At 65.5% G+C, this 22,960-nt stretch carries 20 protein-coding genes and 2 tRNA genes; 15 read left to right on the plus strand and 7 right to left on the minus strand.

The window, feature by feature from the left end:
* The first annotated feature begins 14 nt into the window (after positions 1–14).
* From JYG32_RS03275 to JYG32_RS03300, 6 genes are all read left to right on the plus strand, one after another.
* Positions 15–947: a hypothetical protein gene (locus tag JYG32_RS03275; RefSeq protein WP_213264634.1), complete on the plus strand. Its 933-nt coding sequence runs from the start codon at positions 15–17 to the stop codon at positions 945–947.
* A gap of 3 nt (positions 948–950) precedes the next feature.
* The gene (locus JYG32_RS03280; protein ID WP_213264635.1) at positions 951–2,426 is read left to right on the plus strand and encodes a hypothetical protein; all 1,476 of its coding nucleotides are present in this window, start codon (positions 951–953) and stop codon (positions 2,424–2,426) included.
* Positions 2,427–2,500: 74 nt separating this feature from the next.
* The gene (locus tag JYG32_RS03285) at positions 2,501–3,982 is read left to right on the plus strand and encodes a hypothetical protein (RefSeq protein ID WP_213264636.1); all 1,482 of its coding nucleotides are present in this window, start codon (positions 2,501–2,503) and stop codon (positions 3,980–3,982) included.
* On the plus strand, positions 3,979–5,322 hold the full coding sequence (locus tag JYG32_RS03290) for a hypothetical protein (protein WP_213264637.1): 1,344 nt from the start codon (positions 3,979–3,981) through the stop codon (positions 5,320–5,322). Before JYG32_RS03285 ends, JYG32_RS03290 begins: the two co-directional genes overlap by 4 nt.
* Positions 5,323–5,331: 9 nt before the next feature.
* A complete protein-coding gene (locus tag JYG32_RS03295; protein ID WP_213264638.1) occupies positions 5,332–5,490 on the plus strand; it encodes a hypothetical protein in 159 nt (52 codons plus the stop codon).
* A gap of 8 nt (positions 5,491–5,498) precedes the next feature.
* Positions 5,499–6,020: a hypothetical protein gene (locus JYG32_RS03300; RefSeq protein WP_213264639.1), complete on the plus strand. Its 522-nt coding sequence runs from the start codon at positions 5,499–5,501 to the stop codon at positions 6,018–6,020.
* On the opposite strand, the gene JYG32_RS03305 is transcribed toward JYG32_RS03300, so the two are convergent.
* On the minus strand, positions 5,956–6,768 hold the full coding sequence (locus tag JYG32_RS03305) for a hypothetical protein (RefSeq protein WP_213264640.1): 813 nt from the start codon (positions 6,766–6,768) through the stop codon (positions 5,956–5,958). The genes JYG32_RS03300 and JYG32_RS03305 overlap by 65 nt on opposite strands.
* Positions 6,769–7,346: 578 nt before the next feature.
* Here JYG32_RS03305 and JYG32_RS03310 point away from each other — a divergent pair.
* Complete coding sequence (locus tag JYG32_RS03310; RefSeq protein WP_174382117.1) at positions 7,347–7,640, plus strand: hypothetical protein; 294 nt, start codon at positions 7,347–7,349, stop codon at positions 7,638–7,640.
* A gap of 104 nt (positions 7,641–7,744) precedes the next feature.
* Here the strand turns inward: JYG32_RS03310 and JYG32_RS03315 are convergent, their stop codons facing one another.
* The 4 genes from JYG32_RS03315 to JYG32_RS03330 all read right to left on the minus strand — a co-directional run bounded on the left by JYG32_RS03315 (position 7,745) and on the right by JYG32_RS03330 (position 11,490).
* Positions 7,745–7,975: a hypothetical protein gene (locus JYG32_RS03315; protein ID WP_111016799.1), complete on the minus strand. Its 231-nt coding sequence runs from the start codon at positions 7,973–7,975 to the stop codon at positions 7,745–7,747.
* Positions 7,976–8,086: 111 nt separating this feature from the next.
* The gene (locus JYG32_RS03320; protein WP_213264641.1) at positions 8,087–9,196 is read right to left on the minus strand and encodes a class II histone deacetylase; all 1,110 of its coding nucleotides are present in this window, start codon (positions 9,194–9,196) and stop codon (positions 8,087–8,089) included.
* A gap of 16 nt (positions 9,197–9,212) precedes the next feature.
* Positions 9,213–10,421, minus strand: a complete 1,209-nt coding sequence (locus JYG32_RS03325; protein WP_213264642.1) for an MFS transporter — start codon at positions 10,419–10,421, stop codon at positions 9,213–9,215.
* A 22-nt stretch (positions 10,422–10,443) separates the two neighbouring features.
* Positions 10,444–11,490 (minus strand): porin, encoded by a 1,047-nt coding sequence (locus JYG32_RS03330; RefSeq protein WP_213264643.1) that lies wholly within the window; start codon positions 11,488–11,490, stop codon positions 10,444–10,446.
* 302 nt (positions 11,491–11,792) lie between these two features.
* Between JYG32_RS03330 and JYG32_RS03335 the strand changes: the two genes are divergently transcribed.
* A complete protein-coding gene (locus tag JYG32_RS03335; RefSeq protein ID WP_213264644.1) occupies positions 11,793–12,938 on the plus strand; it encodes a helix-turn-helix transcriptional regulator in 1,146 nt (381 codons plus the stop codon).
* 100 nt (positions 12,939–13,038) lie between these two features.
* The gene (locus tag JYG32_RS03340) at positions 13,039–14,037 is read left to right on the plus strand and encodes a 2-dehydropantoate 2-reductase (RefSeq protein ID WP_213264645.1); all 999 of its coding nucleotides are present in this window, start codon (positions 13,039–13,041) and stop codon (positions 14,035–14,037) included.
* Positions 14,038–14,228: 191 nt separating this feature from the next.
* Here the strand turns inward: JYG32_RS03340 and JYG32_RS03345 are convergent, their stop codons facing one another.
* Both JYG32_RS03345 and JYG32_RS03350 read right to left on the minus strand, forming a co-directional pair.
* Entirely contained in the window at positions 14,229–14,678 is a 450-nt protein-coding gene (locus JYG32_RS03345; RefSeq protein ID WP_174384290.1) for a MarR family winged helix-turn-helix transcriptional regulator, read from the minus strand.
* 63 nt (positions 14,679–14,741) lie between these two features.
* Positions 14,742–15,911 carry a glycerate kinase gene (locus JYG32_RS03350; RefSeq protein ID WP_213264646.1) on the minus strand — a complete coding sequence of 390 codons (1,170 nt, stop codon included), beginning with the start codon at positions 15,909–15,911 and terminating at the stop codon, positions 14,742–14,744.
* A gap of 391 nt (positions 15,912–16,302) precedes the next feature.
* On the opposite strand from JYG32_RS03350, the gene tig reads away from it, so the two are divergent.
* The 6 genes from tig (at position 16,303) to JYG32_RS03380 (ending at position 22,879) form a co-directional block, all read left to right on the plus strand.
* The gene (gene tig / locus JYG32_RS03355) at positions 16,303–17,649 is read left to right on the plus strand and encodes a trigger factor (protein ID WP_213264647.1); all 1,347 of its coding nucleotides are present in this window, start codon (positions 16,303–16,305) and stop codon (positions 17,647–17,649) included.
* A 140-nt stretch (positions 17,650–17,789) separates the two neighbouring features.
* Entirely contained in the window at positions 17,790–18,443 is a 654-nt protein-coding gene (gene clpP / locus JYG32_RS03360) for an ATP-dependent Clp endopeptidase proteolytic subunit ClpP (protein WP_010092137.1), read from the plus strand.
* Positions 18,444–18,607: 164 nt separating this feature from the next.
* A complete protein-coding gene (gene clpX, locus JYG32_RS03365) occupies positions 18,608–19,879 on the plus strand; it encodes an ATP-dependent Clp protease ATP-binding subunit ClpX (RefSeq protein WP_006489345.1) in 1,272 nt (423 codons plus the stop codon).
* Between the two features lie 197 nt (positions 19,880–20,076).
* Positions 20,077–22,500 (plus strand): endopeptidase La, encoded by a 2,424-nt coding sequence (gene lon, locus JYG32_RS03370; RefSeq protein ID WP_174383829.1) that lies wholly within the window; start codon positions 20,077–20,079, stop codon positions 22,498–22,500.
* 203 nt (positions 22,501–22,703) lie between these two features.
* A tRNA-Val gene (locus tag JYG32_RS03375) sits at positions 22,704–22,779 on the plus strand.
* Positions 22,780–22,802: 23 nt separating this feature from the next.
* Positions 22,803–22,879, plus strand: a tRNA-Asp gene (locus tag JYG32_RS03380).
* The last annotated feature ends 81 nt before the right edge of the window (positions 22,880–22,960 follow it).

Below are 22,960 nucleotides of genomic sequence, written 5' to 3' on the forward strand. Positions count from 1 at the left end.
GGGGGAGCTACTACGTGCCGACTGGTCTGGGCAATGCCGATACGACGTGGCAGGGCTTGCTGTCGGGCATGAACAGCATGTACGGGAACACCAACCTGACTCCGTACGCGCAAGCCTCGCTTGGGCGGGGGATGGCCGCGAACGATATGTACGGAGGTGCGTATCAGAACGCGTCGAATGTTGCGGGAGGGCAGTACACGAGCCTGGGTAATCGGCTGATTGGACAGGCGGATCAGAATTTCGGCATCCAGAACTCTCTGATCGGCGCCGGCCAGAGCGTCTACAACATGGGACTGGACCCGCAGAGCGCGCTCTACGATCGCACGCTGAACCAGCTCACGCAGCAAACCGGCGCGACGAACTCGATGTACGGGCTTGGCTCGTCGGCGGCGGGCGCCGGCGTGCAGAACCAAGCGCTGTCGAATTTCAACATCGACTGGCAGAACAACCAACTATCGCGCGCGCTTCAGGGTCTGCAGGGGTACACCGGCGCGGCCAATACGGCCGGTCGTTACGGCGAGCTCGGAACGTCTCAGGCAGAGGCTGCGCCGGGCTATACGCTGCTTGGTGGCTCGACGCCGTACAACGTCGGGCAGTCGGTCGCCGGCACGCCGGGCTCGCTGGCGAACACGTACGGATCGTTCATGAACCAGAACGTGTACGGCCCGGCTGAAGGGATCATGGGGTCGATCATTCCGTACATGAACTACGGCCAAGGTGCGCAATCCGTGCCATTCCAGAGCCAGGCGGCCGGTGCGGGCGCAGCTGGAAGTCTCGTATCGCAGGGGCTCTCGGGGCTATTCGGCAACCAACAGGTGCAGAACGGCATTTCGAACTATTTCAACCCGGCGTCTGGTTCATTCAGCGGCGGTGACTTCACCGGAGCGTTCAATTCGAGCCCGTACTACTCGGGTGGCGGAAACTCGTACGGTTTCACGATGGGGTAAGCCATGGCCGGACTTGCAGGGCTTCCGTACTTCCTTCAATACCAGCAGCAGGCGCAAGAAGACGCCATGCGGCGTCAGTATGCCCAGTTGCAGCTCGCCGAGTTCCAGCAGAAGCAGCAGGAGCGGGATCGCCAACAGGCCGCGCTGACGGCTGCGGGCAACGCATTGCCGCAGTTGCTCGCGGGGCAACCCGCGCAGATGCCGCCTCCACCGCAGGCGCCGAATCCGGGTCAGCCGTCCATGTCGGCGCAGCCGCAGATGGCAGGTGCTGCACCTGGCCAGATGCAGCCGCTTCCCCCTGGAATGCCTGCAGGGATGGCGGGCGGTACGGGCGCGCCCGGCAAACCGCCACTGCCCCCGTTCCAGCCGATGCCGTCGACCGGCTCGCCGGCGCAAGCCGCGCCTGTTCAGATTCCTGCGCCCCCGGCCGCAGCGGCGCCCGCGCAGCAATCGGGCGGCCCACTGACGCTCGACAATGCGATCAAGGTGCTGAAGGACCAGGGCCTGTCCGGCGCTGACCTGATGGCCGGCCTGCAGCAGCTCACGCCGATCCTTGATTCGCAGGCGAAGCAGCAAGCCGCGCAGATCCAGCAACAGTTCACGCGTCAGCTGCAACTCGCGCAGTTGCAGGAGCGGTACGACTCGCTGCACCAGCGTGCCGAGGACAATGCGCTGAACCGAGAAGACCGACGGCAGGCGCGTTCCGAGTCGAATGCTCTACGTGCTGAATCGATTGCGCTTCGCAAACAGACGATTGCGCTAGGGAGTGGAGATGACGCGAAGTTCTCGCCCGAAGACCTGAAGTTTTTGGCTGAACAGGCGCGCGCCGGCGACACGTCGGTGTACCAGAACCTGGGCCGTGGTGCGCAGGGCGCGAAGAACATCATCGCGCTGCGTCGCGAGGTCATGCGTCAGGAGCGCGAGGCAGGGGGCACTGGCGCGGACATCGCAGCCGCGAACGCCGGATTCCAGGGAGAGAAAGCAGCCGCGCGTACCGGGGCCACGAAGGCGGCGAACGTCGGCATGGCCGTGGCGGAAGCACAGAAGACATTCCCGCTCGTTCGCCAGGCGTCCGCCGCGCTGCCGCGCACGGAATTCCCCGGCGTGAACAAGGCTCTTCAGGCCGCTCAAACTGGCACGGGCGATCCGCGCGTGGTGGCATTGGGCACGGCTCTGAACACGTCGATCAACGCCTACGCGCGCGCGATCAGCCCGAGCGGCACGCCGACAGTATCGGACAAGGAGCATGCACGAGAACTTCTCTCGACCGCCAGCACGGATGCGCAGCTGAACGCGGTGCTGAACGTCATGGAGAAGGAAATGTCCGCTGCACGGCAGGCACCGGCCGAAGTGCAGGCGCAGCAAAAAGCCCGTATTTCCGGGCGCGGCGAGGGTGCGCCGGCGGTCGGCACGACGGAAGGAGGATACCGATTCAAGGGCGGTGATCCGTCGAAGCAAAGCAACTGGGAGAAGATGTAATGGCCGGCCCGTGGGAAAAATACGCGCAGGATACTGCTGCGTCCGCTACAGGTCCATGGGACAAGTACGCCGGAATGGCACCGACCGTCAAGGCAGCTACCGGGCTCGAAAAATTGCCGCCTGATAGCCCGGCAATGGGCTTGACGCCGCAGCATGCCGACAGCATTGCCGATCGGCTGCTCGGTCTGGGCAAGAGCGCTGTCGGGCTCGGTGAGGCCGGACTGTCGGCAGCAACCGGCGTTCTGGCCGCGCCTGTGGGAGCCGCATACGGCATCGGCAAGACGCTCACGAGCGGCAAGTACGGCACGCAGCAGGGCATCGAGGAAGGCGACCGGGCTGGCGCTGCGCTGGCCGGCAAGCTGACGTATCAGCCGCGCACCGAGGCCGGGCGCGCCGACATCGAGGCGCTCGGCAATTCGGGGCTGATGCACGCACTGCAAGGCATGCCGGTCGAATCGCCGATGATCGCGCGAATCCCGGAAGTGCCGCGCGGCGTGCTCGCAACCGGCGAAGGGGCGACAGGGGCTGCGCGCGCCGGCGCGGCCGCCGTTGGACGTGGTGCCGTACGGGGCGCTGCCCGCGCGTTGCCGGAAGTCGATCCGGAGACGCTGCGGCTCGCGCGCGAGGCCCACGAGATGGGTTTCCGCTTCCGGCCGGACCAGATGTATGAGAACAAATTCGGGCGAATCGCCGGGCAGCTCTCATCGGACGTACCGTTTTCCGGTGAGACATCGGGCGCGAACCAGCGCGTGTTCAACCAGCGCTTGATCAGTGCGATCGGCGGTGAAGGCGACAAGCTGACGCGTTCGGTGTACGCCAATGCCATGAAGAAGGCGGGGAGCGAAATCGACGCGATCACGGCTGCGCATAGCATCCCCGTCGACAGCGCGTTCTTGAATCGCCTGCAGCGCGCGAAGGGCAACCAGCTGCCGGAAGTGCAGGGCGTCGTGCAGGGCTACATCGACGATCTGGAGGCGCTGGCCGGCCCCCGTCAGAAACTCGCCGGTGGTGGGGAGACGTCCGCCGCACGCCAGCTCGACGGAGCAAAGCTCCGGCCGTTCTTGACGAAGCTGAAGACGAATATCCGCAACACGTCGAACGGTGATCTACGGCATGCGCTGAGCGACCTGCAGGGCGAAATCGAAGACACGTTCCTGCCGCAGTTGTCCGCCGACGAAGCTGCACGCTACGCGACCGCGCGCCGGCAGTACGCGATCGGGAAGACGATCGAGCCGCTCGTGGCGAAGTCGCCAGGCGGGAACATCAGCCCGAAGGCGCTGATGGGCGCGGCCACGTCGAACGCATACGGCAAGCGCGCGATGGCGATGGGTCAGGGCGGCGAACTGGGCAAGTTGGCGGACATCGGCTCGCTGTTCCTGCGCGAGCCGGGCACATCGAACACCGCGGAGCGCGGCATCGTGGCGGGTTTGCTTGGCGGTGCAGGTTTCGGTGTGAATCCGGCCGCGGCCGCGGTGCCCTGGGCGGCGGCCAACCTGTACAACCGCGCCGGACCCGCCATCACCGAACAACTCCTTCAGCGACCGCCCACCCCATGAGAATTCTCGCGATCGACGTTGGTTCGAACTGCCTCGACTGGCTGATGCGGTGCCAGGAGTGGGGGCACCAGGTCCTCTGGTACGACAAGCCGCGCCCGGATGGCACCGACCGGCACGCCGGTGAGGGTTTCGTGCCGAAGATCCGCGATTACGACGAGCTGCGGCGGAAGTGGCTCGGCTGGGCCGACCTGATCTACACGCCCGACAATGTCAGTTACCTCGAGATGCTTGAGCCGTACCGTCGGATCGGCTACCCGATCTACGGCTGCAACCTGGCGGCCGTCGAGTGGGAACTGGATCGCGAGGCCGGGCAGAAGGTGATGGAAGAGTGCGGGATGCGGATCATCCCAGGCAAGACGTTTCACGACTACGACACCGCGATTGCGTACGTGAAGAAGGAGGGCAAGGCATTCGTGTCTAAGCCGTCCGGCGACGGCGAGCGCGCAATGTCGTACGTTGCCGACAACGCGGCCGACATGGTGTACATGCTTGGACGCTGGAAGAAGATCGACAAGTACCGGTCGGCCGCGCGCAAGGACGGCTTCATCCTGCAGGAGAAGATCAGCGGCATCGAGATGGCCGTGGGCGGTTTCTTCGGGCCGGACGGCTGGTCAGGCGGCTGGGTCGAGAACTGGGAAAACAAGAAGCTGATGAACGGCGACCTGGGCGTGAACACCGGCGAGATGGGCACCACGGTGCGCGTCGTCCGTCAGTCAAAGCTCGCCGACGAGGTGCTGAAGCCGGCCACCGAGCATCTGAAGCGCATCGGATACGTCGGCTATGTCGACGTGAACTGCATGATCCCGACCGACGGGAAGGGACCGTATCCGCTCGAGTGGACGATGCGCGATGGCTGGCCAATCCGTCACAACCTGACCGCGCTGATCGAGGGTGATCCGGCGCAGTGGATGGTCGACAAGATCCAGGGCCGAGACACACTGAAGATCCGCATGGATGAGATCTGTATCTCGGTCCTGATGGCGTTGCCCGACTTTCCGTATTCGAAGATCACGAACAAGGAACTGTGCGGCATCCCGATCTATGGCGCCGAAGACATGGAGCATCTGCACTTCTCCGAGGTCATGATGGGCAACGCGCCGCGCGAGGTGAACGGCAAGGTCGTCGACCTGCCGGGCCCGGTAACGGCCGGAGACTATGTGCTGATCGCAACGGGCACGGGCGAGACGATCACCGGTGCTCGCCGTTCGGTCTACAGCGCGATCAAGAAGGTGAAGATCCCGAACAGCCCGTTCTACCGCACCGACATCGGGGTCGGCCGGCTGAAGAAGCAGTTGCCCGAGCTGCAGCAGATGGGTTACGCGAAAGGGCTCTCGTACTAGGAGGACGTCATGCCGATGAAGTCGAAAGCGCAGAACCGCGCAATGCACGCTGCGGCCGAGGGCGGGTCGAAGATCGGTATCCCGAAGAAAGTCGGGAAGGAGTTCGTGCGCACGGAGCACGGCAAGTCCACGAAGGGGCTGCCGGAACGGAAGCGGAGCAAGAAGTGAGGCGAGCCATGCGCGCCGGACTGATCTCCGAGGACTCGATCAAGACAGCCTTGACCGAATCCAAGGGGGACATTTTTCTCGCTGCGTCGACACTCGATTGCACTCCGCATGAGCTGGATTGTTACATCCGCGCGTCGGCAGAGCTCCAAGGATTCGCTTCCGCAATCGAGAAGGTCAAGGTGGATCCCGCCTATTCAAGGATGAGCAGCGAGCAGTTCGAGGCGCGCATAGCCGATCTGTCGCGAGCCTACAAGGTCGTCGGGTTGGAAGAACTCCACGGCCTGGCGACTATGGATCCAAAGGACAGCGCTGCGATGGCGAAGGTCAAATTGCAGGCGGCGATCGCGCTTCGCGGTGGCGAACAGCGAGCAGTGGGCGATCGTGAGATCGATCTGGCTCTGTCGGAACTGAACCAGCTATATCACCAGAATGCACCGCGCATCAAAGAGATCCGCCAGACCGTCGTCAAGCTTGAAGATGGTCGGGAAGCGACTCAACAAGTGATCGAACTTCAGCCAGATCCGCAATAGCGGCGTCGCGCTTTCGCTTGAGCAGATCCCAATCGGGGTCATTGCTTCGGTAGACCTGCCACTTCGTCAAGGAGATGTGTCCGAGGCGCGCCATCTCCTTGATGGCGGCTTTGTGACCTCCTTCCCGGATCACTTTCTTGAGCTCCGTGCGTCCGTTTCCGAGCCAGTCCCAAGCGGGCCTCAATCCAAGTGCGTCAGGAGCCAACCGCGGGCGCATTTCCCATTCCTCGACCGGCTTAAGGCTCTTGCGCATGTAGGTGACGCGCTGTCGAGGGATGCCGGTTTTCGACTCGATCTGCTCATCCGTCAACCGCTGTCCTCGGCATGCGGTCCAAATCGCGCGTAGATCGTCGGTGCGCGGCGTGCGGAGGTCGATGCATTCCTCGTGTACGCGCCAGGTGTGCGGGACTGGGATCACGGTGTACTCGGACGTATTCGCGTAAGAGCGTGTCAGCCTGCTCATGGTCATTGGGCATTCCACGAATACGAGCACGTCTGCCGGTCCGGCACGATCCGAATACGTGTAGCGATCGAGCAACACGCCACCGTTGTCACGCCATCTCGCTAATTGCCCGTCGCTCGCGCGATCCCACCACGCCCACACGTAGACGGGGAGATCGGCGATCGACGCGCTCTTGAAGAATACCGGCTTGATTGTCGTGTATCCGCGGTTCACCAGCACATGGGTGAATCCGGCGAAGGCCTTCCGGATCGAGGCAGCGGTGTCGGTCGTGGAATAGAGCTGCATTCCGGTCTGCTACTTGCGCCCGACTGCCTGCGATGCCGGACAGGGCGCTTCAGGTGCTTCGCATGGACGCAATACCGGGCCAATTTGGCCGCCTGCCGTCGCATTGCGTGCTACCAGAGGCCCTGGATCGTCTCCACCCCCGCACGCGGCACAAGCGAGCAGAATTGCAACTGCCAACGAAACACGAAATGCTCCACCGAAGTTCTTTGCCATGACGATCTCCTTGCGCGATGATCAAAGTTGGTCAGTTCGTTGTTTGGTTACAACGACAAACTGACAGCTTCTTCGCAAGGGGGCATATGTGGGGGCATTTCGAAAAGACGAACTCGGCGAAAGCCAATAGATACTGGGTGAGGCGGTTTAATGTGAATCCGGCCTCAGCACCAGAAGTCGGACGCGCACCCGTCAGGGGTGCCGTTCCCGAAAAAGCGCTGCCGGTCGGCTGACCGCAGCGCTTTTTCGTTTCTGCCCGTTCCTTCTCCGGCGTGCAGGCCCGTATGAGCGCACATGGAAATTCGGCCGCGTGTAATATCGGCACCAATATTCCAATACACCGCACATCACCCGAGGGGGCGCCGATGAAGAACACCGCACGCATGTCGATTTCCGTTCTGGCGCTGATGTTGGCCGCGCCGGCATTTGCCAATACGCCTGCCGACAACGTTGCATGGAGCGCCAAGCCCGTACAGACGGTTGCATCGTCGTCGGCGTGCTCCGCCTATTCGGGGCGAGTGATGTCGAGCGGCGAACAGATATCGACGGAAACCGCGCTGAAAGCGCTTGGTACATCGCTGGCCGGTGTCGCGCTGGGCCTCGTCGCTGGCGGATATCAGGGCGCAGCCCCCAATCCGTGCCCGCGCCCCGGCCTGTGACCGGCTCGCAAGCGAACACTGAGGATCACCGCTTCACCTGAAACAAGTTCCATACGAGGCGCCGCGCGTCGCCCGACCGCGGCGCTTTGTCGTTTCTGGCGCGCCTACTCCCAGAAACTCCGGATCGCGACCGCCACGATCACCGGCACCGAGAACACCAGCGGGATCGCGAAATACTGCGCTTCGCGATCGACGATCCAGCTATAGATCACCCACGCCGCGCCGATCGCGAACGTGATGAGGCCGACCGCCACGGCGGCGATGTTCAGCGCCAGCTTCGAAGGCTGGCGGCGCGTTTTGGCATTGTCGTTGTTATCGCGCGGAGACGATTTCATCGGAAGAGTGCGGCCTCGGGCCGGAACGGGGGTAAAAGCACAGGAAACCCCATCCGCACGGATCGCGCAAGGGCCGCCGCATGCCGGCCCCGTCACGTTGGTTCCCGCGTGTTACAACCCGAACGACGCGGCCAGTTCATCCAGCAGCTCGCGCTGGAACGCGACGAACCGCTCGCCCGGCTGCTGCGCGATCGCGAGGTCGAGCATCGGATCGGCGACGTCGGTGCGAATGCCGGCCAGTTCCTCCACGATCGCGAGTCCGCAGAACGGCACGTACGCTTCCGAATAGCCGCCTTCGTGAACGATCACGAGCCGCCCGCCGCAATGGCGCCGTGCGGCATCCTTTACCGCGCGCGTCATGAACCGGTAGCTGTCGGTATGCAGTTGCATGCGCGCGAGCGGATCGACCGCGCTCGCGTCGAGGCCGCTCGCAACGACGATCAGCTCGGGCCGGAATCGCTCCAGCGCCGGCAGCACGATCCGCTCGAATGCATGGCGATACGCATCGTCGCCGCTGCCCGCAAGCAGCGGCACGTTCAGGTTCGCGCCGACACCAGCGCCTTCGCCGCGATCGTCCGCGCCGCTGTAGCCGGGTGGGAAGCAGCGGTCCTGGTGCAGCGAGATCGTCAGCGTGTCCGGATCGTCGTAGTAGATCGACTGCGTGCCGTTGCCGTGATGCACGTCCCAGTCGATCACGGCGACGCGCTCGATGCCGTGTTTCGCGCGGGCGGCCTCGATCGCGATCGGGATGTTCGCGAGCATGCAGAAGCCCATCGGGCGGTCGCGCAGGCAGTGATGGCCGGGCGGCCGCGACAGCGAGAACGCATTGGCCGCGCGCTCGCCGACGACCGTGTCGATCGCCGCGATCGCGAGGCCGGCCGACAGCGCGGCGATCTCGTAGCTGCCCTTGCCGAACGGCGCGAGATCGCCGAGGTCGCCGCCGTTCGCGTCGCTGAGTGCACGAAACGCGTCGAGATAGTGCGCCGGATGAATGCGCAGCAGGTCGGCGGTCGAGGCCGGTTCGGCGCCGCGCAGGTCGAGTTGCGCGGCAAGGCCGGACGCCTGCACGAGCGACAGGATGCGGCGCTTCGAATCGGGCGATTCCGCGTAGCCCGCACTCGACGGCGGCTGGACCCAGCCGCCGACCGGGAAGAACAGCGCGTGCGTGCCGCCGGTGTGCCAGAAAGTGCGTTCGTCGGTGAAGAAGGCAGTGCGATTCATGGATGTGCGTGACCTGTCACGGTTGGGAGGAAACGGAAGGGCGCGTGCGACGATCGATATGGCGCAGCGCGGCGAACGAAACGATCGCGACGGCCGTCGCGGCCGCGAACAACGCGCGCATCGTGCCGCCGGCGTCGAGCATCAGCCCGGCGAGCAGCGGGCCGGCCGCGAGACCGGCGCCGATCACGAAATTGAGCGTCGCGACGAGGCGGCCCGACGTGTCGATCTGCGCGACGGTCGCGAGGATGAACGGCAGCACGAAGGTCCACGCGAACTTGAACGCGAAGATCGCCGCGCTGTAGCCGCCGGCGTGCCGCATCGCCGCGAGCGCGACGAGCGAGGCCGCGAGCAGCGCGTAGCCCGCAGCCAGCATCGCGCGTCGCGCGAGCCGGCCGCCGGCGCACGACGCGAGCGCTGCGCCGGCGATGCCCATCACGCTCGCGATCGCCAGCACGTTGCCGGTCGACTGCGGACCGAGCCCGGCTTCGCCCGCCGCGCGGCTCGCGAAGGTCCACACGCTGCCGATCGCGAGATAGAACGTCAGCACCGCGCCGATTGCGACCACGACGAAGCTTCGAGGCGTATGCGCCGCAGCGTCATGCGCGGTTTGCGCAAGCGCCATCCGCGTGCCGAGCGACGCCGGAAAGCCGCGCGACAGCGGTGCCGCGAGCAGCGCGAGCGCGGCGAGCGCGACGTACAGCGCGCGCAGCCCGAACGCGGCGAACACATGCGGCAGCACGAACAGGCCGATCGCGCCCGCGATCAACTGGCCGACGACCCACAGGCCGTACACGCGATCGCTGTTCCTGCTGGTCGCCGCACTCGTCATGCAGAGCACCATCAGCGAGCCGCCGCCGAGTGCGGTGACGGCGCGCAGCGCGAGCAGTGCGGCGAAGCCCGGCATCCAGAGCGCGGTCAGCAGGTTGCCCGCGCCGAACAGCGCGATCGCGCAGGCGGCGACGCGGCGCGCGTCGACACGGCCGAGCCACAGGTACGACGGCACGGTCGCAAGACTGAATGCGCCGAGTTCGACGAAGAAGTAAGTGCCGATCTGCGACGCAGAGAGCCCGAGTTGCGTCGCGAGCTGGCCGGCGACGGCCGGTGCGACGAGCAGCAGCAGCGGCGTGATGGCCGCGAACACGACGAGCGCGACGAGCGTCGAGCGCGCGAACGTCGACGCGCGGCCGTCGGGCGAGAGTGCGGCATCCGGAGACAGGGTTTTCATGGCGGAATCTCGTCAGGGGGAATCAGAACAGGTGGTACATGCCGACCATCGCGCCGAACTGCGACGCGCCGGCGAGCGGCGTCGGGTCGTATTCGTAGACGGTCTGCGAACTCTGGCCGCTGTTGCGCGCGTAGCCGAGGTTCACGTACGCGACGGTGCGTTTCGACAGCGCGTACGTGGTGCTCGCGATGAACAGCGTCGGATGGCCGATCGCCGGCGTGCGCGAGTCGGTGTGGTAGACGCCCGCGTTCAGGCCGATCCCGTTCGGGCTCAGGTAGCGCGCGCCGCCCCAGACGATCGTGCGCGCCGCGTCGAGATCGCCTGTCAGGCGCTCGACACCGGCGTAGACGGTGAGCGGCAGTGTCGCGAACGCATAGCGCGCGGCGAGCGTGCCGAGTTCGCGGCGGCGCGCCGACGTGTCGTCGGCCGCCGACACGTCGCCGTGCGCCTGATGCAGCACCGCGCTGACCGACAGGCCGTTGCTCGTGTACTGGCCGCCGAGTTCGAGCACGCGTCCGGCGCGCGTATTGCCGGCGACGCCGGCCGTCGCGGCGAGCGCCTCGACATCGAAGCCGGCGAACGTCGGCGACTGGTACTTGACCGAGTGATCGATGAAGTTCGCGTTCATCGGCACGATCACGCCCTGGCCGCTGTACGACGCGTACCAGAGCGGGTCGTAGAACAGCGTCTTGTCGAACAGCACGCTGAACTGCCGGCCGAGCGTGACGGTGCCGACGGGCCCCGCGATGCCTACGTATGCGCCGCGAAAGAACGCGTAGCCGGGTGCGGTCGCGGTGCCGTCGTTGAGGTTGAGGCCCTGTTCGAGCTTGAACAGCGCACGCCAGCCGCCGCCGAGATCCTCGTTGCCCTTCAGCCCGACCTGCGAAGGCAGGATGCCGTAGTTCTGCAACTGCACGGCCGAGTGGCGCCCGTCGGCGTGCGTCAGGTATTGCACGCCGGCGTCGAGCGCGCCGTACAGCGCGAGGGTCGACTGCGCGTGCGCGGCGGGGCTGCACGCGGCGAGCGTCGCGGCGGCCGCGGCCGTGCGGATGAAGCGGGATTTCGTCACGTGGGGTTCTCCATACCGTCCTGCATCGGTTTGTCGTTGGTGTGATCGCGACGCAGTGTCCGCAGCGGGAAAACCTTCGAACAGTCGTACAGATGAACGGTGCGGAAAACCCGCGGTGCGCGGCATGGGCTCGGTGCGATGCCGCGGCGCGGCGTGCTGCGGAGCAGCAACGTGCCGCGCACCGTTCAAATGGATGGGGTTGCCGCCGGTTCCGGCACCGTGGCCCGCCAAAAAAGCCGCTCGCTATAATCGGCGGTCTGCGTTGCGCGCATCAGCGGCCCGATCGGGCAGGGGAGCGGAAGGTGAGGATCACGACGGATACCGGGCAGGATCTCGAAGCGCTGCGTGACGTGCCGGCCGCCATCGTGCTCGACGAATTCGCGTGGCCGCCGCTGCCTTCGCGTCGCGCCGATTTCGACGGCGTCGCGCGCTGCGACGCGTCGCAGCGCGAACTCGGGCTGATGCTGCTCGACCTGTATGCGGTCGCCGCGCAGTCCGGCATCGGCGAATTCGAATACCGCTTCTTTTCGCTGCTGCAGGCGCTCGTTCCGTTCGATGCCGCATGGACCGGCGTCGCGACGCACGCGTCCACCGGCCCCGTCATGCACAACAGCTTCCTGTACCGCCTGCCGCACGCGTTTTTCAGCGACTGGAAGCGCGTGCGCGACTGCGACCCGCTCGCGCACCGCACGCTGCGCGGCGCGCACGGACGCGCGGTGCGGCTGTCGGTCGTCGAGCCGGGGCTCGATGCGCGGTTTCGCGACTGGTGCGTGAAGTACGGGCTCGCGCAACTGATGTGCGTGTGCACGCTCGATCGCCGCTTCGGCCTGACGACGTTCATGTCGATCTACCGCCAGGGCCTGAATCGCCCGTTCAGCGACGACGATGCGCGTCGTTTCGAGGAAGTGATTCCGCATCTCGCGGCTGCGCTCACGATCAATCGTGCCGCGCAGCTCACGCGCGAACGTGGCGATACGGTTGCACCGGCCGCACGCGCGCTGTGCGACAACTTCGGTGTGCTCCATCACGCCGATCATGGCTTCGACGACGTGCTGCGCGCCGAATGGCCCGCATGGGCCGGCGCGCGCGTGCCGGCGCCGCTCGTCGCGCACCTGCGACGCCAGTCAGGCCAGCCGTTCGTCGGCGACGCGCTGCGCATCCAGTGCGTGCCCGTCGCGGGGCTGTTCCAGATCGAAGCGCGGCCGCGCTCGCTGCTCGACCGGTTGAGCCCGCGCGAGCTGGCCGCGATCCGTTATTACGGCGCCGGCCGTTCACACAAGGAAGTCGCGCAACAGATGGCGATTTCGCCGACGACCGTGCGTCACTACCTGCGCTGCGCGTACCGCAAGCTCGGCATGCACGACAAGAGCCAGATCGCGGGCGTGCTCGGCGCGACGGGCGGCGCGGCCGACGACGAACCGGTGGAAGCGGGCGGCGCGCCGCGCTGAAGCGCGCGAACGCGGGCGTGTGGCACGCTGCCGCGCGAATGGTTGTGCCCGCAACCATTGAGCGTTATGCTCGTCAGCTCCCAGGAGACGGAATTCCATCATGAAAGACACGAATTCAGGGTCGGTGCGCGCGGCGGTGGTCGGTGTCGGCGCGATCGGCGGATTGCTCGCGGCCGCGCTGTCGCGGGCCGGCATGACCGTGAGCGCGTACGCGCGCGGCGCCACGCTCGACGCGCTGAACGCGTACGGTGTGCGCGTGATCGACGAGACGGGCGTCACCTCGTCGGTGCCGGTGCGCGCGAGCGACGATGCATCCGCACTCGGCGTGCAGGACTACGTGGTGATCGCGTTGAAGGCGCAGGCGCTGCCGGCGCTGGCCGCGCACCTTGCGCCGCTGGTCGGGCCGGGCACCGTGATCGTCGCGGCGATGAACGGGCTGCCGTGGTGGTTCACGTACGGGCTCGAAGGGCCGATCGACGGCGTGCCGCTCGACGCGGTCGATCCGGCCGGCGCGGTGTCGGCGGCGCTGCCGCCGGCGCAGGCGATCGGCTGCGTCGTGCACCTGTCGTCGAGTACCGACGCACCGGGCGTCGTGCGTCGCGGGCGCGGCAACCGGCTGATCGTCGGCGCGCCCGATCCGCGGCTCGACGCGGCCACGGCGCGGTTCGCCGCGGCGCTCGCGGCGGGCGGTTTCGACGTCGAGTCGACGCCCGCGATCCGGACCGAGATCTGGACGAAGCTGTGGGGCAACATGAACATGAATCCGCTGAGTGCGCTGACGGGGTCGACGGCCGAGCAGTTGCTCGACGATCCGTTCACGCAGGAACTCGCGCTGCGGATGATGGAGGAGGCTGCCGCGATCGGCGCGAAACTCGGCCTGTTCACCGGAATGAGCGGGCCCGAGCGGATCGCGGTCACACGCAAGCTCGGCGCGTTCAGGACGTCGATGCTGCAGGATTTCGAAGCGGGGCGGTCGCTCGAGATCGGGCCGATCCTCGGCGTGTTTCCGGAGCTCGGGCGCAAGCTCGACGTGCCGACCCCGTATTGCAACGCGGTGCTCGGGCTGCTGCGGCAGCGCGCGGCGAACAGCGGGCTGTAACGCGTGCGTGGCTGCCGGATTCGCGGTCGCAGGTAAGGCGGTAAAGCGCGATCCTTGCGGGGTGCCGCCGCCCGATGCAAAACGGGCCGCCCGGGTCGCCGGTTACGCGACCCGGGCGGCCTGTCGAATTCGTCGGATCAATGCTGGCAGCAGGGCTCGACCGTCTGGCGATGCCGAGCCCGTCACGCGGCTCAGTCGTCCCGCTCGGTTGCGTGCGCGACGACCTTGTCGAGCAGCCGCTCGAACGTCTGGCGTTCGTTGTCGGACAGGCACGCGAGCAAGCCGTCGTTCCACTTGCGCACGATCGGCATGATCTTGCGATGCAGTGCGCGGCCGTCGGCGGTCAGCGCGATCAGCACGATCCGGCCATCCTCGTCGCTCGCGCTGCGCTTGAGCAGCCCCTGGCGCAGCAGCGCTTCGGCCGCGCGGCTCGCCTGGCTCTTGTCGAGATTGGTGTGGCGCGCGAGATCCATGATCGAGAACGGGCCGAACGCGCCGACGGCGGCGATCACGCGCGCCTCGGGCAGCGAGATGTCGAGCTTGTGCCGGTACACCTCGCCGATCCCGCGGTCGGATCGCTTCGTGAGCGCGTGGAGGCGATAGGTCAGAAACTGATCGAGCCCGGCTTGACGGCCTTTCATGTCGAATCCTGAAGAAAAAGGGCGGGCCCGATTGTTCCTGTATCGCGCGCTCGGGTCAACGGGTCAGTGTGCGCCGTATTTCAGGCGCGTCAATTGCTCCGCTTCGTTCGCGAGCAGGTTCGCCGCGTCGCGGATCGCGACGTCGAGCGTGATCGGCCCGGGAGTCGGCGAGAAGCAGCCGGAAAAATGTTCGGACAGGCGCGGCAGCGCGGCCGGGTCGACCGCGCCGGACAGCAGCGACGCGGGCACGCCGGCAGCCTGCGCGTGCCGGCATGCGATGAACGGCGCCTTGCCGTGCAGCGTCTGCACGTCGGAGCGGCCTTCGCCGGTGATCAGCCAGTCGGCGCCGGCGAGCGCCGCGTCGAGCCCGACCTGCCGCGCGACCACTTCCGCGCCGGCTTCGAACTGCGCGCCGAGCACGTGCAGCGCGAAACCGAGGCCGCCCGCGGCGCCGGCGCCGGGCAGGTCGCGGGCACGACCGACGGAAGTCCCCGTGGGATGCCGGTCGAGCGCGGCTTCGAGCAGGTCGGCGAAATGGCCGAGCGCGGCATCGAGGGTCGCAACCTGCCCGGGCGTCACGCCCTTTTGCGGGCCGAATACGGCGGTTGCGCCGTGCGGGCCCGTCAGTGGGTTGTCGACGTCGGACATGCCGACGAATTCTGTTTCCTTCAGGCGTGGGTCGAGCCCCGACGCGTCGATGCGCGCGATGGCGGCGAGCCGCGACGGCACGGGTTCGACCGGCTGGCCGCCCGAGTCGAAGCACTGCAGGCCGAGACCCGCGAGCAGCCCGGCGCCCGCGTCGTTGGTGCTGCTGCCGCCGAGCGCGACGAAGAAGCGGCGCACGCCGTCGTCGAGCAGCGTGCGGATCGCCTCGCCCATCCCGCGCGTGCTGCGCGCGTCGACCGGCACGCTCATGCCGACCGGGTCCGTAATGCCGACGACCTCGGCCGTCTCGACGATCGCGGTGTGCGCGTCGATCACGCCGACCGCCGCGTCGCGTGCCGCGAGCGACGCGCCGGCCACCCGCAGCGAGCGTCGCGTGCCGCCGCCCGCCAGCATCGCGTCGAGCGTGCCTTCGCCGCCGTCGGCCATCGGGCAGCAGCGCACGACGGCGTCGGGTCGCGCGCGGCGGATGCCGGTGGCGATCGCGTCCGCGACCTGCTCGGCGGAAAGCGAGCCTTTGAACGAATCGGGCGCGATGACGACGACAGGCGCGGACGGGTGTTGCGGCATGGTGTCTCCGGAAGGCGGATTGGTGTGAAGAAAGGTGGGGGGCCGCGCCGGCGGCGCACCCTCAATCGGAGCTTACAGGATGGCGGGCCCGCGGTGGATACGGCGTCCGGCATAGCGGCGATCCGCGCGTATTGCGGTGCACGGGGCTGCCGACATGGCGGGGACATATGCGTGTCGCGCCGAACTGGCGGTGCGAGGAAAATTGTTTGCTAGAATAGTCGATTCTTCCGGCCAAAGCCGTGCTCCGAGCCGCTTGCGCTAGCCATCCGGCGCGTGCAGGGATGGCGTGGCGCTCCGGCGCGGCGTGTGAACGTGACCCTCACTTCACGCCGCAGGCAGGCACGGCAAGGAAAACCCGATTCGCTCGAATAATTTTAGGACGATTGAAGCCATGGCTAACGTTGTTGAGAACCTCGGCAAGCTTGAACGCCGCGTGACGATTTCCCTGCCGAAAGACACGGTGCAGAAGGAAATCGACGCCCGTATCCAGAAACTCGCGAAGAACGTGCGCATGCCGGGTTTCCGCCCGGGCAAGGTGCCGCTGAAGATGGTCGCGCAGCAGTACTCGGGTCAGGTCGAGGCGGAAGTGCTGAGCGACAAGATCGGCCAGGAATTCTTCACGATCAGCCGCGCGGAAAACCTGCGCGTCGCCGGCCAGCCGAACTTCGCGCCGAAGCAGGAGCAGGCAGAAGATGCGTACGCGTTCGACGCGACGTTCGAGGTCTACCCGGAAGTGAAGATCGGCGATCTGGCGACGGCTGAAGTCGAGCGCTCGACCACGTCGATCGGCGATGCCGAAATCGACCGCACGCTGGACATCCTGCGCAAGCAGCGCGTGCACTTCCACGCACGCGGCGAAGCCGGCGAGCATGGCGACGGCGGCGCGGACACCGCAGCCAAGAACGGCGACCGCGTGACGGTCGACTTCATCGGCAAGATCGACGACGTCGCGTTCCAGGGCGGCACGGCCGAAGACTTCCCGTTCGTGCTCGGCGAAGGCCGCATGCTGCCGGAATTCGAAACCGCGGCGCTGGGCCTGAAGGCCGGCGAAGCGCGCACGTTCGACCTGAAGTTCCCGGACGACTACCACGGTGCCGACGTCGCGGGCAAGACCGCGCAATTCACGGTCACGATGAAGAAGATCGAATGGCCGCACCTGCCGGAAATCGACGGCGAATTCGCGAAGTCGCTCGGTATCGAAGACGGCGACCTCACGAAGATGCGCGGCGAGATCAAGGAAAACCTCGAGCGCGAGGCAAAGCGCCGCACGCAGTCGATCGTCAAGAACCAGGTGATGGACGCGCTGCTGAAGATTTCCGAACTCGACGTGCCGAAGGCGCTGATCGAGCAGGACCAGCAACGCCTCGTCGAAATGGCTCGCCAGGATCTGGCGCAGCGCGGCGTGCCGAACGCGAAGGACGCACCGATCCCGGCCGAGATGTTCGCCGAGCAGGCCGAGCGTCGCGTGAAGCTGGGCCTCGTGCTGGCCGAGCTCGTGAAGTCGAACAGCCTCGAAGCGAAGCCGGAACAGATCCGCGCGGAAGTCGACGAGTTCGCGAAGAGCTACGAAGACCCGAAGGAAGTGGTCCGCTGGTATTATTCCAACCAGCAGCGCCTCGCCGAGATGGAAGCGTTCGTCGTTGAAAGCAACGTCGTCGATTTCGTGCTGGGCAAGGCGAAGGTGACGGACAAGGAAGTGAGCTTCGAGGCACTCGCGAGCGCATCGGCGCAAGCGTAAGTGTCGCTCTAGCGGCGTGCCGGCTGTCGGAGCGACGGCCCGCACGCCGTTTTTACGTCAAGCGCACGGTTGCCATTAATATGGCGATTGAGCGGGCGGCTTCCCTCCGTTCAATTTTCCATTCGAACAAGGTTCATTGAATGATCACTCGCGCTGAATTGCTGGACATGCTCGCTTCGAACGCGCCGCAGGGTTTCGAGGCGCAAGCGCTGGGGCTGGTGCCGATCGTCGTCGAAACGAGCGGTCGCGGCGAGCGTTCGTACGATATCTACTCGCGTCTCCTGAAGGAGCGCCTGGTGTTCATGGTCGGCGAAGTGAACGACCAGACCGCCAACCTCGTGGTCGCGCAATTGCTGTTCCTCGAGAGCGAGAATCCCGACAAGGACATCAGCCTGTACATCAACAGCCCGGGCGGCTCGGTGTCGGCCGGCATGGCGATCTACGACACGATGCAGTTCATCAAGCCGGACGTGTCGACGCTGTGCATGGGGCTCGCGGCCAGCATGGGCGCGTTCCTGCTCGCGTCGGGTGCGAAGGGCAAGCGCTTCGCGCTGCCGAACTCGCGCGTGATGATTCACCAGCCGCTCGGCGGCGCACGCGGCCAGGCATCCGACATCGAGATCCAGGCGCGCGAAATCCTCTACCTGAAGGAGCGGCTGAACCAGTTGCTCGCGCAGCATACGGGCCAGGACGTCGAGCGCATCGCGCGCGACACCGACCGTGATAACTTCATGTCGAGCGAGGACGCGAAGGCGTACGGGCTGATCGATCAGGTGCTGCTGAAGCGCCCGTGAGCTTAAGTGGGGTGCCGCCCCGATTCGCGCGGCGCTCCTGCGATATCCCGAACGCCCTGAGCATCTGCGGCAAGCGCATCCAGCCGGCTCCGGTCGCGCCCTAGGCGCGGCGCTCGGAGCATTCGGCGTATCATGTCATTTACCTGTCCGGAGGCTCTACATTCATGGCGGACAAAAAAGGTTCGAACAGCGAGAAGCTGTTGTATTGCTCGTTTTGCGGGAAGAGCCAGCATGAGGTGAAAAAACTCATCGCGGGCCCGTCGGTATTCATCTGCGATGAATGTATCGACCTCTGCAACGAGATCATTCGCGACGAGGCGGCTGCCGCCGGCGTCGAGGCCAGCCTGTCCCGGTCGGATCTGCCGAGCCCGCAGGAAATTCGCGACATCCTCGATCAGTACGTGATCGGGCAGGAGCGCGCGAAGAAGATCCTCGCGGTGGCCGTGTACAACCACTACAAGCGCCTGAAGCATCTCGACAAGAAGGACGACGTCGAGCTGTCGAAGAGCAACATCCTGCTGATCGGCCCGACGGGCTCCGGCAAGACGCTGCTCGCGCAGACGCTCGCGCGGTTGCTGAACGTGCCGTTCGTGATCGCCGATGCGACGACGCTGACCGAAGCCGGCTACGTCGGCGAGGACGTCGAGAACATCATCCAGAAGCTGTTGCAGAACTGCAACTACGAGGTTGACAAGGCCCAGCGCGGGATCGTCTACATCGACGAAATCGACAAGATCAGCCGCAAGTCGGACAACCCGTCGATCACGCGCGACGTGTCGGGCGAAGGCGTCCAGCAGGCGCTGCTGAAGCTCGTCGAGGGCACGATGGCGTCGGTGCCGCCGCAGGGCGGCCGCAAGCACCCGAACCAGGATTTCATCCAGGTCGACACGACCAACATCCTGTTCATCTGCGGCGGCGCGTTCGACGGTCTCGAAAAGGTGATCACCGATCGTACCGAGAAAACCGGCATCGGCTTCGGCGCGACGGTCAAGAGCAAGCAGGAACGCGACGCGGGCGAAGTGTTGCGCGAAACGGAGCCGGAAGACCTGATCAAATTCGGTTTGATCCCCGAATTGATCGGCCGCCTGCCGGTGGTCGCGACGCTCGGCAAGCTCGATGAAGCCGCGCTGATGAAGATCCTGGTCGAGCCGAAGAACGCGCTCGTCAAGCAGTATCACAAGCTGTTCGCGATGGAGCGCGTCGAGCTGGAGATCCGGCCGGGCGCACTGCAGGCAGTCGCCCGCAAGGCGATCCGCCGCAAGACCGGCGCGCGCGGTTTGCGTTCGATCATCGAACAGGCGTTGCTCGACGTGATGTACGAGTTGCCGACGATGAAAGGGGTCAGCAAGGTCATCATCGACGAGAACGTCATCGATGGGGACGGCAAGCCTTTGCTGATCTACGAGGACACGCCGAAGGTGGCGGGTTCGAACTGACCGGCTGGCCGACGATGTTCTGCGAAAAAGGCCGTTCATGAGTCCGTGGGCGGCTTTTTTTCGTTTATCTTGTGGGTAACTCTGACTCGACACGCGGTGGTTACTTTCTTACCGAATATTTCCCGCACTTGAAGGCTTGCAATTCGTTGTGGCGGCCTCAATTACCGAACAATTGATTCCACTCATGGGGAAATGAAATGTCAGGCACCCAACTTCTCCCGCCGGAACGCATCACGCTCCCGCTGCTGCCGCTGCGGGATGTTGTCGTTTTCCCGCACATGGTGATTCCGCTCTTCGTGGGCCGGCCGAAATCGATCAAGGCCCTCGAAGCAGCGATGGAAGGCGGCAAGCACATCATGCTCGTCGCCCAGAAAACCGCGGCCAAGGACGAACCGACCGAAAAGGACATGTACGAGGTCGGTTGTATTGCCAACATCCTGCAGATGCTGAAGCTGCCGGACGGCACCGTGAAGGTGCTCGTCGAGGGCCTGCAGCGCGCGAAGGCGTTGTCGATCGAAGAACAGGAGACGCAGTTCTCCTGCGAAGTGATGCCGCTCGAGCCGGATCATGCCGACAGCGCTGAAACGGAAGCGCTGCGCCGCGCGATCGTGTCGCAGTTCGACCAGTACGTGAAGCTGAACAAGAAGATCCCGCCGGAGATTCTCACGTCGCTGTCGGGCATCGACGAAGCAGGGCGCCTCGCCGACATGATCGCCGAGCGTCTGCCGCTGAAACTCGACCAGAAGCAGCACATCCTCGAGATGTTCCCGGTCATCGAGCGCCTCGAGCACCTGCTCGCGCAGCTCGAAGCCGAGATCGACATCCTGCAGGTCGAAAAGCGCATCCGCGGGCGCGTGAAGCGCCAGATGGAAAAGAGCCAGCGCGAGTACTACCTGAACGAGCAGGTCAAGGCGATCCAGAAGGAACTGGGCGAAGGCGAGGAGGGTGCCGATCTCGAGGAGCTCGAGAAGCGCATCAACGCCGCGCGCATGCCGAAGGAAGCCAAGAAGAAGGCCGATGCCGAGCTGAAGAAGCTGAAGCTGATGTCGCCGATGTCGGCGGAAGCGACCGTCGTGCGCAACTACATCGACACGCTGATCGGGCTGCCGTGGCGCAAGAAGAGCAAGGTCAACAACGACCTGTCGAACGCCGAGCAGGTGCTCGACGAGGATCACTTCGGCCTCGAGAAGGTCAAGGAACGCATCCTCGAGTACCTCGCGGTGCAACAGCGCGTCGACAAGGTCAAGGCGCCGATCCTGTGCCTCGTCGGGCCCCCGGGCGTCGGCAAGACCTCGCTCGGCCAGTCGATCGCCCGCGCGACGAACCGCAAGTTCGTCCGGATGGCGCTCGGCGGCGTGCGTGACGAAGCCGAGATCCGCGGCCACCGCCGTACGTATATCGGTTCGATGCCGGGCAAGATCCTGCAGAGCCTCACGAAGGTCGGCGTGCGCAATCCGCTCTTCCTGCTCGACGAAGTCGACAAGATGGGCATGGATTTCCGCGGCGATCCGTCGTCGGCGCTGCTCGAAGTGCTCGATCCGGAACAGAATCACACGTTCGCCGACCACTACATCGAGGTCGACTTCGACCTGTCGGACGTGATGTTCGTCGCGACGTCGAACTCGCTGAACATCCCGCCGCCGCTGCTCGACCGGATGGAAGTGATCCGTCTGTCGGGCTACACGGAAGACGAGAAGGTCAGCATCGCGCAGCGTTACCTGCTGCCGAAGCAGAAGAAGAACAACGGGCTGAAGGAAGGCGAGATCGAAGTCACCGAACAGGCGATCCGCGACATCATCCGCTACTACACGCGCGAAGCCGGTGTGCGTTCGCTCGAGCGGGAAGTGTCGAAGATCTGCCGCAAGGTCGTGAAGATGCTGCTGCTGAAGAAGGCATCGGGCGCGATCAAGGTCGATGGCGAGAACCTCGATACGTTCCTCGGCGTGCGCAAGTACGACTTCGGCCTCGCGGCGAAGGAAAACCAGGTCGGTCAGGTGACGGGCCTCGCGTGGACGGAAGTCGGCGGCGACCTGCTGACGATCGAAGCCGCGGTGATGCCGGGCAAGGGCAACGTGATCCGCACGGGTTCGCTCGGCGACGTGATGAAGGAGTCGGTCGAGGCTGCGCGTTCGGTCGTGCGTTCGCGTTCGCGCCGTCTGGGCATCAAGGACGAAGCGTTCGAGAAGCAGGACATCCACATCCACGTGCCGGAAGGCGCGACGCCGAAGGACGGTCCGTCCGCGGGCGGTGCGATGACGACCGCGCTGGTGTCGGTGCTGACGGGTATCCCCGTGCGTGCCGATGTCGCGATGACGGGCGAAATCACGTTGCGTGGCGAAGTGTTGCCGATCGGCGGGCTGAAGGAAAAGCTGCTGGCTGCGCATCGCGGCGGCATCAAGCTCGTGCTGATCCCGGAAGAGAACGTGAAGGATCTCGCCGAAATTCCGGACAACGTGAAGAACGCGATCGAGATCGTGCCGGTCCGCTGGATCGACAAGGTGCTGGAGCTCGCGCTCGAGCGTTCGCCGACTCCGCTGCCGCCGGAAGAAGAAGCGAAGGCAGCGGCGCCGGTCGGCGAGGCGGCGAAGGATGCCGGCTCGACGGAAGTCGTCAAGCACTGACGTACCTGAACGCCGTCCTGACGGTTGTTCACGAAACCCGCGGCGTGTCCGCGGGTTTTTTTATGCGTGCCGGAATCGAGTGCGGGCGTGGCAGAAAAAAATTCGCGTCCGGGCTTGGCAAAATGATCGGGGATGAATTAAACTTGCGGGCTCGCTGGTTGTTGATGCGGAAACGCAGATCGCAGCCAGAACGAATCGGGAACGGGTGCTTAGCTCAGCTGGTAGAGCGGCGCCCTTACAAGGCGTAGGTCGGGGGTTCGAACCCCTCAGCACCCACCAGTTTCCTGATTCAGCCAGACCAAGGAGCGGTAGTTCAGTCGGTTAGAATACCGGCCTGTCACGCCGGGGGTCGCGGGTTCGAGTCCCGTCCGCTCCGCCAGAAAATGAAAAAGCCCGCCTCGTGCGGGCTTTTTCATTTGCATTTCCGGTTGCGCCCGCTGGCGGGCGCGTGACTGCGGAG

The sequence above is a fragment of the Burkholderia pyrrocinia genome, from assembly GCF_018417535.1.
Lineage (GTDB): Bacteria > Pseudomonadota > Gammaproteobacteria > Burkholderiales > Burkholderiaceae > Burkholderia > Burkholderia pyrrocinia_E.